A 12191-nucleotide genomic window follows, 5' to 3' on the forward strand; every position below is an offset into this window, starting at 1 on the left:
GTGTCACCTCGCCCGGTCGCGCGCAAGATCGGTTAAAAGACCTGCGGCCACTGTGATTCGCGCAAGAGTTGGATCGCCGCTGTCGCTGAGGTTTGACAGCTCTTCGGCGATGCGGTTGATCCTGATGCGATCGACTCCGTGCCACGCCTGAACCGGCAGCTTTTCCTTGCCATGCTCTGACAGCGCCGAGATGACGATATCGCGGCGGGCACTGGCAATCTGGTCGATGCTGCGCGCCAAGGCCAGGCTTTCGTAGTGATCCGAGGTGAGAATGCGGGCGCCGGCTGCGAGCAGCCTTCCGACGCGGAAGGTCTGCGATACGGCAAAATAACTTTCCGCGGCACGTCCGAGCGCCTCGCCTGTGCGTTCGGCGATCTGCATGATCTCCGGGACCAGCACAAAGCCCGGCAGCCCGGCGATGACGGCGGCCAATCTTTCTGGCAGCCCGGCTTCGCGATACTCCATGGCACGCGCCTCGAACTCTGCGGGAGCCTGCGCGGCGAACGAGGGCTTCAGTTTCTTCAACGCAGTCTGAAGCCGACTAATGGTTTCTGCTATGCCGCCTTTTGCCATGCCGGTCTTCAGGAGCAACCGAGTCAAGACTGTGAAGCTATGGCCGAGCTCTTCATAGACACGGTTCTGCATCTGTCCGGAAATATTGCCGTCCAGCGCATCGGTCTCGGTCCAAAGCCTGGTCAGGTCGAAGCCATCGCGGGCGATGATCGCGGCACGGACGACTTCCGGCGCTGACGCCGCTGTCGCATCCATCATGCTCACCACAAAGCCGGGGCCGCCGCGATTGATTGCCTCGTTGGCAAGCACCGTCGCGATGATTTCGCGTTTCAGCCGGTGAGTTGCGATGTCGGAGGTATTGGTTTTTTGCATCTTAGCCGGGAAGTAGTTTGAAAGGGTCGACGCAAAGTAAGGATCATCCGGAAGGTCGCTTGCCGCAACGGCATCGAAAAGCACGATCTTGGCGTAAGAGAGCAACACGCCGATTTCCGGCCGCGTGAGCGGCTTGCCGGCAGCATAGCGCTCGGCGAGCGTCGCCTCATCGGGAAGCGTTTCCACCTTCCGGTTGAGTTGCTTGGCCCCTTCCAGCACGCTCATGAAGCGTGCGAGCTCAAGGCCGTTAGCGGTCCCCTTGCGTTCGGTCAGCGAAATCGCCAGCGATTGCAGATAGTTGTTGCGCAGAACGAGTGCCGCGACTTCGTCCGTCATGGAGGACAGCAGTTGATCGCGTTTTGCCCGTGTGAGCCGCCCGTCATGCATCGCATTGGCGAGCGCGATCTTGATGTTCACCTCGACGTCCGAGGTGTTGACGCCGGCTGAATTGTCAATCGCATCGGAATTGCTCCGTCCGCCTTTCAGGCCATAAGTGATGCGACCCTTTTGCGTGACGCCGAGGTTGGCGCCCTCGCCGATCACCTTCGCCCGCACCTCATCAGCCGTGATGCGGATCGGATCGTTGGAACGATCGCCCACTTCCGTATCGGTTTCCGTCTGCGCCTTCACATAGGTGCCGATGCCGCCGAACCAGAGAAGATCTACCGGGCTCTTCAGGATTGCTGTGATGATCTCGAAGGGGGTTGCCACCGCTTTGTCGATGCCGATCGCGGCAACCGCTTCCGGGGTCAGCGTGACGGATTTCGCCGCGCGTGAAATGATCATCGCGCCTTTCGAAAGAACCGACTTGTCGAAGTCCTGCCAACTTGAACGCGGCAGGTTAAAAAGTCGCTGCCGTTCGGCAAGCGTCTTTTCCATGTCCGGATCGGGATCGATGAAGATGTCACGGTGGTCGAAGGCGGAAACCAGCTTGATCTTCGGAGAAAGCAGCATGCCGTTGCCGAAAACGTCGCCGGACATGTCGCCGACACCGGCCACCGTAAACGGTGTCGTCTGGATGTCGATATCCATCTCGCGGAAATGACGCTTTACGGTTTCCCAGGCGCCACGCGCGGTGATGCCCATTTTCTTGTGGTCGTAGCCGGCCGAGCCGCCTGACGCGAAGGCGTCGTCGAGCCAGAAACCAGCTTCCTGCGCCAGTGCGTTGGCGGTGTCGGAGAAGGTTGCCGTTCCCTTATCGGCGGCGACGACGAAATAGGGATCGTCGCCATCGAGCCGTACTGTATCTTCCGGAGGCACGATATCGGTGCCTGAAATGTTGTCGGTGATCGAAAGCAGGGTGCGGATATAGGTCTTGTAGGCTTCGCGGCCGGCATTGAAGATCTCATCGCGGGTGCTGCCAGCGGGCAGTTTCTTCGGATAAAAGCCGCCCTTGGCGCCGACTGGAACGATAACGGCGTTCTTCACCTGCTGCGCCTTTACGAGGCCCAGGACTTCCGTGCGATAGTCCTCGGCGCGATCCGACCAGCGCAGGCCGCCGCGGGCAACCTTGCCGAAACGCAGGTGCACGCCCTCGACCTCGACGCCATAGACAAAGATTTCCCGGAAAGGCTTCGGCTCCGGCAGGCCATCGACGAGATTCGGATCGAGCTTGAAGGCAAGCATCGCCTTCGGCGAGCCATCGGCAGTACGCTGGAAGTAGTTGGTCCGCAGCGTCGCATCGACGACATTGATGTATCGGCGCAGGATGCGGTCATCGTCAAGGCTCGGCACATTGGCGAGCGCCGCCTCGATCGACCGATGCAGGTCGGCGAGCTTTTTCATGCGCGCCTTCTCGCTAAGCTGCGGATCGAGCGCCTCATAAAAGAGGCGGAAGATCGAAGCGGCAATCTCTGGATATTTATCGAGGGTCGTTGCGATGTAATCCTGCGAATAGGCGATACCTGCCTGACGAAGATAACGCGCATAGGCCCGCAGGACATTCGTCTCGCGTGCGGAAAGCCCGGCTGAAAGGATCAGCCGGTTGAAACTGTCATTGTCGATCGTGCCGTCGAAAGCGGAAATGAAGGCCTCTTCCAGCGCGGCACCATGACGGCTGAGGTCAATTTCGGCGCCACTGCGGTCTTCAAGCTCCATATCGTGCAGTACGACGATGTTGACCGAGCCGTCTGCGGTTGGAACTTCGATGTCGAAGGTCCGCTCGCTCAGCACGTTGAAACCGAGATTTTCGAGAAGCGGCACGCGGCGTGAGAGCGGAAGCTGCTCGCGAGCATGGAAAATCTTGAGTGAGAAGACCCGGCCGCGTTCTGCATCATTGCGGTAATAGAACTCGATGCGTATCGGCTCGCCGGAGGCGCAATCGGTGATGTCCGGAAGATCGGCAACCGTTTCTTCAGCGGTGAAGGAATCCTGGAAGGCATTGCTGACGGCGATCTTCGGCGCCTTCGGCCCAGCCAGCGCTTCGAAGCGATCGTCCCAGCGGGCGGTGATGGCGCGGATCGCTTCCTCGAGCTTCGCTTGCGGGATGCGCGGCGTTTTGCCGCCGGATCGGCCGATGATGAAGTGTACGCGCGCAACCCGCCCTTCCGGGAAGGCCGGATAATAGGCAGAGACCCGGCCGTCGTAGACGGTCTTCAGATAGGTGCCGATCTTTTCGCGAACGATGGAATCGTATTCCTCGCGTGGTACATAGACGATGACCGACACAAAACGGTCGAAATGATCGATGCGCGGCAGAACGCGGACGCGCGGCCGTTCGACTAGATCGTTGATCTGTTCGGCGAAATTCGCGAGCAGCGTCGTGTCGATCTGGAAAAGATCGTCGCGTGGATAAGATTCCAGCGTGTTGTACAACATTCGGCCGGAATGGCTCATGGGGTCGAAGCCGAAATGATCTGTCACTTTGGCAACTTTGGAACGGATGAGCGGAATTTCCGAAGCCGAAGACGTATAGGCCGTAGAGGTAAAGAGGCCAACGATGCGCAGTTCACCGGTGACGTTGCCGTCCTTGTCGAATCGCTTGACGCCGACATAATCCATATAGGCGCGGCGGTGGACGACGGATTTCACATTCGCCTTGGTGACGATCAGGAAATCCGGACCATCGAGAAAGGCGAGGATTTCCGGCGTCGTCGTTACGGCATCCTTGCCGGTGCGCAGCACCAAGACATCCGGATCAGAAAGAATGCCGAGGCCAGCGCCCTTGTCACGCTCGACCTTCGCTTCGCTGCCCTTGCTGGAATAGACATATTCACGCATGCCAAGGAAGGTGAAGTTTTCATCGCGTAGCCAGGTGAGGAAAGCCAGTGCTTCGTCCCGATCGGCCTTTTTGCGGCTGGCGCCGTAGCTGCCCAATTCGGCAATCACGGTGTCGAGCTTGGAAAGCATGGGCTTCCAGTCGGAAACAGCCTGGCGGACCTGCTCCAGCACGATCATGATGCGCTTGCGAAGGTCGCCGGATTGCGCCGCAGTCAACGGCGAAATGTGAATCTGGATATGGCTGACACGTTTTGCCGGATCGCTCGCCTCCTCGGCTGAATAAAGTACCGGCGTCTTGCCATGCTCCATCACCAGGATCGGATGCACCGCCATATAGAGATCGCGATAGGAGCTTGTGACCTCGCTCATAACGGACTCGTAAAGGAACGGCTTATTCTGATCGGTAACCGTCAGCACCGAGACCGCAACGCCATCGGGTTCGACATCGGCCAGCGTTTCGATCGTAACGCGCGGGACCTTGCCGTCCCAGCCCGCAAGCTCCTTAGCGGAATGAACGGCCGAAAGCGCCAGCATCTCCGGTGTGTATCGATCGAGGTCGTCTCCACTCGCCCGGCCGAAGAGGATTTCCGGATCGAGATGCGGCTCTTTGGCTGCAGCAGCGATCTTCTTTGCGCTTTCGATCAGCTTTTCCCGTCGCGGATGGTTTTTGGCAGCCATTGAAGACATTCCCCGATTTGTGTGATTTGGCGCAAGTTAGCAGAAGAATTGTCGAAAAAACCCCTAAAAGAGGCTCCGCCTTGGCAGTTTCTGTGCGTTTTTGACCTTGTTTCAGTAAAATTTCAGAGGATTCTCCGATTATAGGAAAGCCCAGGCCGGTCTTGGATTTTTTCGGCTCGCCGAGATTTCCACGCATGGATGAAGAATGGTTGACAGCTGCGCGGCAAAAGGACGATCAACAGCGCATCGAATTCGGGGTTTAAAATTACTATGCCGGATAATAGTGCTGCAGGAACGGTGATCGTCATCTCCAGCCATGTCGTTCGCGGTTCGGTCGGCAATCGTGCCGCCGTCTTCGCGCTTGAGACGCTCGGCCATCAGGTCTGGGCACTGCCGACGATCATTCTGCCCTGGCATCCCGGTCATGGCCGTTCGACCCGGCTCACTTTTGCGGAGGCCGATTTCGATGCCGCCATCGATGATCTCATCCGTGCGCCGTGGGTTGGAGAAGTGAAGGCGGTCTTGTCTGGTTATTTCGGAAACGCTGCCCAGGCTGGTTCTGTTGCCCGTCTTGTCGGTGCATTGCGTGAAAAGAATCCCGAGCTGCTTTATGTCTGCGATCCGGTGATGGGCGATCTGGGCGGCCTCTATGTGCCCGAAGCGACGGCGGAGGCGATCCGCGACCAGCTGATCCCGCTTGCGTCTTTGGCGACACCCAACCGCTATGAGCTGGCCTGGATGGTGGGCGCACCGTTGGAGGACAATACAGCTGTCATGGAGGCTGCTTTGTCACTCGGCCCTTCCCGCATGCTTGTCACCTCCGCTGTTCCGATGATGGCTGGCGGCACCGGAAATCTCTATCTTTCCGGCCGCCATGCTCTGCTTGCCGAGCATCGTGTCGTCGACAATCCGCCGAACGGACTGGGCGACCTGCTGGCGGCCGTCTTCCTCTCGCGGCTTCTTTCCGGGATGGACGACGAAAAGGCGCTGCAGCTTGCAACAGCCAGCGTCTATGAAGTGCTGGTGCGTGCGGTCAAACGCGGCAGCGATGAGCTTACGCTCGCAAGCGATGCAACAAGCCTGTCGACACCGATGGCCATGGTGCAGATGCGCCGCCTCATGCATCCCGCCCAACGGAAGAAGAGTTAGAGGCGCACGTTTGCGCATTTCGCATGCGCAGCAGTTGATCTTGAAGCGTCTGCGCGCTAATCGACAGTCATGCAGTGTTTTCCAACTTCACTTCTGGACGGCTATCGCAACTTCATGAACGGGCGTTACGCCGACGCCCGCGACCGCTATAAGATGCTGGCTGAAAACGGTCAGAGTCCGAATACGCTGGTTATTGCCTGTTCGGACTCGCGCGCAGCACCGGAACTTATCTTCGACGCCGGCCCCGGTGAGCTTTTCGTCATCCGCAACGTCGCCAACATGGTGCCGCCTTACGAGCCGGATGGCCATTTTCACTCGACATCTGCCGCTTTGGAATTCGCCGTACAGGTCTTGAAGGTTTCCGACATCGTCGTCATGGGCCATGGCCGCTGCGGCGGTATCCGCGCAGCGCTTGATCCCAATTCCGAACCGCTGTCGCCTGGTGATTTCATTGGCCGCTGGATGTCGCTCGTCCGGCCCGCTGCCGAGCAGATCCAAAGCAATGACGTGATGACTGCCGCTGAGCGCCAGACGGCGCTCGAGCGCGTCTCGATCCGCAACTCGCTCAATAACCTCAGAAGTTTTCCGGATATCAAGGCGCTTGAAGAGGCAGGGAAGATCGCCCTGCATGGGGCCTGGTTCGATATCTCGACCGGTGAACTTTGGGTGATGGACGCGGAAACGCGCGATTTTATCCGCCCGGAAGTATAAGCTTCGCGGGCGGGAAGCTCACTGGCCGTCGATCTGCTGGCCGATATAAGCGATTGCCTGTTGGTAGACCGTTGCGGCGTTCCAGCCTGCGATTGCTGCAAAGTTCGCTTCGCCTGGCTGATAACCCGCGCCGGGCTGCCAGCCGTGGCCTCTGAGGAAGTTTGCCGTCGAAGCCAGGGCATCAGCGCGCGAGCCAACCATGTCGACGCGGCCGTTGCCGTCGCCGTCGGCTCCGAAACGGACCACATTGCGCGGCAGGAACTGCGTCTGGCCGATTTCGCCATGCGCCGCGCCGCGAGCCTGCGGGTTCAGATAGCCTTCGGAAACAAGTTGCAGGGCGGCGTAAAGCTGATCGGTGAAATAATCCGAGCGGCGGCAGTCGTAAGCGAGCGTCGAAACGGCAGACAGGGTATGCTGATTGCCCATGTAACTGCCGAAGCCGGTCTCCATTCCCCAGATCGCGATCAGCGGACCGGCCGGAACGCCGTAGCGGCCCTCGATCGAGGCAAAGAGTCCTTGATTGGCGCGTTTCATGCTTCTGCCGCGGGAGATGATCGTTGCGCCGCCCCGCTTCTTCATGAAGGCGTCGAAGGATAGCTTGAAGCTCTTTTGGCCACGGTCGGCTGCGATTGTCGATTTATTATAGCTTACATTGGCGAAGGCCCGGTTCAGCACCGATGGGCTGACGCCGCTGGCGGCTGCTTCCTGCTTGAAGCCGGCAACCCAGGCTTGGAAACCCGCGCTGTTGTTGCCGCACTGGGCAGCCTTTGCTGCTGCCGGAAGAGCTTGGAGTACGCTCGCCGCTGCGACGACCGCCACAAAGAATTTTGTCATGCTCATCAGAAACCCCGATCTCCATCTGCACAAGCTTGGCGCCGCGCAAGAATGCCAGCAGCAGATAATTTTGTCACGATCACCTTTCGGTGGGCCCTTGCAACCTGATGGCCGTCGGCCAGTTTTCGTAGGAAGCCCCGCATAATCAGGCGATATGCGGGGCTGATAGTAAATTATGGTTAATTTTTGGTGTCAGGCGGCCTTCTTGCGTGGCTTGATGAGGCCGCGGTTGACGAGGAGCTCGGCAATCTGGATTGCATTCAGAGCAGCGCCCTTGCGTAGGTTGTCTGAGACCACCCATATGTTGAGGCCATTCTCGACGGTCGCATCTTCGCGGATGCGCGAAATATAGGTCGCGTCTTCGCCGGCAGATTCGTAAGGCGTGATATAGCCGCCGTTTTCGTGCTTATCGATGACGAGGCAGCCTGGAGCGTCACGCAGGATCTCGCGCGCCTGATCGGCGGTGATCTCGTTTTCGAACTCGATATTGACCGATTCCGAATGGCCGATGAAAACCGGAACGCGTACCGCCGTGCACGTCACCTTGATTTTCGGGTCGAGCATCTTCTTGGTCTCGGCTAGAACCTTCCATTCTTCCTTCGTGTAGCCATCCTCCATGAAGACGTCGATATGGGGAATGACATTGAAGGCGATGCGCTTCGTGAACTTCTTGTTCTCGATCGGATCGGCAACGAAGACGGCGCGTGTCTGGTTGAAGAGCTCGTCCATGCCGTCCTTGCCTGCGCCGGAAACCGACTGGTAGGTCGAGACGACAACGCGCTTGATCTTGGCGAAGTCGTGCAGGGGCTTCAAAGCCACCACGAGCTGTGCGGTCGAGCAATTCGGGTTGGCGATGATGTTGCGCTTGGTGAACTGCGTCACGGCATCCGGGTTCACTTCCGGAACGATCAGCGGCACGTCGGCATCGTAGCGCCAGGCCGAGGAGTTGTCGATCACGACGCATCCCTGCTGGCCGATCTTCGGCGAGAACTTCTTGGACACCTCGCCACCAGCAGACATCAGGCAGATGTCGGTGTCGGAGAAATCGTAGTTCTCCAGATTGGAAACCTTCAGTGTCCGGTCACCGTAGGAAACTTCCGTACCCTGCGAACGCGCGGAGGCGAGCGCCACGACTTCGTCGGCGGGGAAGCCGCGCTCCGAGAGGATGTTGAGCATTTCCCGGCCCACATTTCCGGTCGCTCCCGCAACTGCAACTTTGAAACCCATTTCAAGCTCTCTTTCTCTTCTCTCCTCTTGTCCGGTGAGGGGGGAAGGCGCGAAACGATCGCGGCTTCCTGTCCCCAGCCGGGCCGGGGAGAGAGCGGCAGGCCAGAGACGTCAGACGGTTTTCGTCGTCGTTTTGGCCTTGGTTTTGGAAGAAACCGGAACAGCAATATCCATCCCGGCACCTGGTGCCAGATCATTGCGTGCAGCAATGGCGTGTTCGTCGCGAACCATGGATATTCCTTTCCGCCGTTGCTCATAAAAGGTTTTCCACAGGAGTCAAGGTTTTTGCAACCTTGCTCCCTGTCGAGCACTTGGGCAGAGGTTGCGGCCCAAATCGGAAGAACCCTTGCCTGCGACAATCTGTGCATAGGCCTTAGACTAAAGTCATAATCCCAAAGCCGCTCTCTTTCTCCGAATCCTTTTCTGTCACACTCTCGTCAGGCGAGTTGCGTCCAAGGGTGCTTTGAGGAGAGCTTGGGGCGCGTCTCGTTGCTTATCACTCTGTGGAGGACAGACAATGGCAAATGTCGCAAGCGTCGGAGACGCGAGAGTCGGCCCGATGACAGGCGAGGAGAAGAAGGTCATCTTCGCCTCGTCGCTCGGGACTGTTTTCGAATGGTATGACTTCTATCTTTACGGTTCACTCGCCACCTATATCGGCGCTACCTTTTTCAGCCAGTATCCGGAAACGACGCGAAACATCTTCGCGCTGCTCGCCTTTGCAGCGGGTTTCCTGGTGCGCCCGTTCGGCGCATTGGTCTTCGGCCGCCTCGGCGATCTGGTCGGCCGCAAATATACCTTCCTGATCACGATATTGATCATGGGTCTTTCGACCTTCCTCGTCGGTATCCTTCCAGGGGCGGCGTCGATCGGTATTGCAGCCCCGATCATCCTGGTCGGTCTCCGCCTGCTGCAGGGCTTGGCGCTCGGCGGTGAATACGGTGGTGCAGCGACCTATGTGGCCGAACATGCGCCGCATGGCCGGCGCGGCTTCTTCACGTCATGGATCCAGACGACGGCAACACTCGGCCTGTTCCTTTCGCTGCTGATCATTCTCTTCGTCCAGTCCATGCTCGGCGCCGCCGATTTCGCCGCCTGGGGCTGGCGTATTCCGTTCCTCGTCTCGGTCGTCCTGCTCGGCGTTTCCGTCTGGATCCGTCTGAAGATGAACGAGTCGCCGGCTTTCCAGAAGATGAAGGCCGAGGGCAAGGGTTCGAAGGCGCCGCTGACGGAAGCCTTCGGCCAGTGGCGCAACGCTAAGGTGGCGCTGCTTGCGCTCTTTGGCGCCGTCATGGGGCAGGCCGTCGTCTGGTATTGCGGTCAGTTCTACGCGCTGTTCTTCCTGCAGAACATCCTGAAAGTCGACGCACAGTCGACCAACCTGATGGTCGCTGCATCGTTGTTGCTCGGCACCGGCTTCTTCGTTTTCTTCGGCTGGCTTTCCGACAAGATCGGTCGCAAGCCGATCATCATGGCCGGCCTCCTGCTCGCCATGGTGACTTACTTCCCGCTGTTCAAGGCTCTGACCAATTTCGCCAATCCGGCGCTTGCAGAGGCGCAGGCCACGATCCGCGCAACGGTCACTGCGGCACCGGGCGATTGCAAATTCCAGTTCAACCCGACCGGTACCGCGAAGTTTACCACCTCGTGCGATATCGCCACGTCGTTCCTGACGAAGAATTCTGTGCCCTATGATGTCGTCAGCGGCGCCGCCGGTTCAGCCGCCACGGTTAAAATCGCCGACAACACGATTACCAGCTATGATGCCGCTGCCGCTGGCGACAAGGCGAAAGCCATGAACGGCGCTTTCGAAAAGGGCATCAACATCGCGCTTCGCGATGCTGGCTACCCCCTGGTTCGCGGTGCGGCCAAGGTTCCGGAATCCAAGCTCGATGCCTTTATCGCCGCCAATCCGGAGCTGGCTCTCAATGCTGATGCGCTTCGTGCAGGTCAGAAGGAGACCGTCCCGGCCTCCAAGCTCGTGACCGATAAGCTGCTGACAGCCGACGAGGCCAAGGGCGTCACCGACATGGCCGTCTACACGATCGCCAACGGTGGTACTTTCACCATGGTTGCCGATCCGGCAAGGCTCAACTGGGTGGGCGTCGTCGCTGTCCTGACGGTCCTCGTCATCTACGTGACGATGGTCTACGGGCCGATCGCCGCCCTTTTGGTCGAGCTCTTCCCGACCCGTATCCGCTATACCGGCATGTCGCTGCCCTATCACATCGGCAACGGCTGGTTCGGTGGTCTGCTTCCGGCAACCGCCTTCGCGATGAGCGCCTTCAAGGGCGACATCTATTACGGTCTCTGGTACCCGATCATCTTTGCGGGCATCACCCTGGTCATCGGCATGATTTTCCTGCCAGAAACCAAGGACCGCGATATCCGCACGATGGACTGAGGCAAACCATCAGAATTGAGAAACGGGACCCGGCGCCTCCAACGGCGCCGGGTTTTTTTGTAGCCGCAGAAGCCCTTTCGGCGTCGGCCATCCGTCAGGACCCGGGTTGAAGAGCAGCCCGTAGCGCGAATAGACGATCGCGGTCTTCCGTGGCTGCATCGAAAAATCATCCGTTCGAAAAGTGTTTTAGGAACATGACAACGGCAGCAGACGGTAACGACAATTTTTCGAGCAGGGCTCAAATAAGCCTGCTGAGCCGTGGCACAGGCCAGCCTTCGCGACTGACAGCAAAGACCAGACCGAAGCGGGCAAAAAGGATTGAGACGGCAAATGCGAGCCAGGCGCCGAGTGCCAGTCCTGCTACGACATCGCTCGGATAGTGGACGCCGATGATGATGCGGGTTGCACCGAGCCAGAGCCCGATACCGATGAAAATGAGCCTGACGTGCGGAAAAAGGAGGACGAGTGCCACAAAGAGCGCGCCGATATTGGCCGAATGACCTGATGGGAAGCTCTGATGCAGGAAATCCATGTTCAGGGGCGAGAAACTGAAAATGCCCTCCTGCTCATAGATAAGCGGACGCGCCCGCCCGATCACGAATTTCAAGGCGTTGGCACAGACACTGGCCAGGATGACGGAGAGCCCGACATAGGCCGTCATCTGGACGAAATAGGCCATGCGGAATTGACGGCGGACCTTCCAAAGCCGCCGGCGAACGGCGTAACCGGTGGCAAGAACGGTGCAAAGCCCCGCAAGGATCCAAGCAAGGCGGCCGATATCCGTTACGTCGCCGGCGATCGATACCAAGGGAGGCGAGAGGCTTTTGGCTGCCTGTCCGAGCGGCCGGTCGAAGACAAAAAAGGCAATGACGACCACATTGATCGCGGAAAGCGTGAACGCCTTCCAGGGAACTCTGCGATGGATCGTGCGTCGGGCGTCGTAGCGCTTGCCCAGATAGGACCGGCAGCCTGGTTTGTGATCGGCGGTATTGCTCATTCCATTCCTTCGTCGTTTTGCCCTTCGTCGTTTTGCAGGACATAGGAACCGGGGCTGATACCTTCAATAAAAAGCCCTCCGTACCGA

The 12191-nt window shown here is 58.8% G+C and carries 7 protein-coding genes and 1 pseudogene; 3 read left to right on the forward strand and 5 right to left on the reverse strand.

What is annotated here, in order from left to right:
* Nucleotides 1-3 precede the first annotated feature (3 nt).
* Nucleotides 4-4782: an NAD-glutamate dehydrogenase gene (locus ACZ9DP_RS35930; protein ID WP_476205231.1), complete on the reverse strand. Its 4779-nt coding sequence runs from the start codon at nt 4780-4782 to the stop codon at nt 4-6.
* 270 nt (nt 4783-5052) lie between these two features.
* Here ACZ9DP_RS35930 and pdxY point away from each other — a divergent pair, with 270 nt between their 5' ends.
* A complete protein-coding gene (pdxY, locus tag ACZ9DP_RS35935; protein WP_074070081.1) occupies nt 5053-5931 on the forward strand; it encodes a pyridoxal kinase PdxY in 879 nt (292 codons plus the stop codon).
* 69 nt (nt 5932-6000) lie between these two features.
* Complete coding sequence (locus ACZ9DP_RS35940; RefSeq protein WP_074070080.1) at nt 6001-6642, forward strand: carbonic anhydrase; 642 nt, start codon at nt 6001-6003, stop codon at nt 6640-6642.
* An 18-nt stretch (nt 6643-6660) separates the two neighbouring features.
* On the opposite strand, the gene ACZ9DP_RS35945 is transcribed toward ACZ9DP_RS35940, so the two are convergent.
* The 3 genes and pseudogenes from ACZ9DP_RS35945 to ACZ9DP_RS35955 form a co-directional block, all read right to left on the reverse strand.
* Entirely contained in the window at nt 6661-7482 is an 822-nt protein-coding gene (locus ACZ9DP_RS35945) for a lytic murein transglycosylase (RefSeq protein ID WP_074070079.1), read from the reverse strand.
* 186 nt (nt 7483-7668) lie between these two features.
* Nucleotides 7669-8703: an aspartate-semialdehyde dehydrogenase gene (locus ACZ9DP_RS35950; protein ID WP_022717572.1), complete on the reverse strand. Its 1035-nt coding sequence runs from the start codon at nt 8701-8703 to the stop codon at nt 7669-7671.
* 111 nt (nt 8704-8814) lie between these two features.
* Nucleotides 8815-9071 (reverse strand): annotated as a pseudogene (locus ACZ9DP_RS35955) (hypothetical protein).
* Nucleotides 9072-9220: 149 nt separating this feature from the next.
* On the opposite strand from ACZ9DP_RS35955, the gene ACZ9DP_RS35960 reads away from it, so the two are divergent.
* Nucleotides 9221-11107, forward strand: a complete 1887-nt coding sequence (locus ACZ9DP_RS35960; RefSeq protein ID WP_074070078.1) for an MFS transporter — start codon at nt 9221-9223, stop codon at nt 11105-11107.
* A 238-nt stretch (nt 11108-11345) separates the two neighbouring features.
* Here the strand turns inward: ACZ9DP_RS35960 and ACZ9DP_RS35965 are convergent, their stop codons facing one another.
* A complete protein-coding gene (locus tag ACZ9DP_RS35965; protein WP_476205232.1) occupies nt 11346-12104 on the reverse strand; it encodes a phosphatase PAP2 family protein in 759 nt (252 codons plus the stop codon).
* Between the last annotated feature and the right edge of the window lie 87 nt (nt 12105-12191).

This window comes from Rhizobium sp. USDA 4016 (assembly GCF_056279705.1).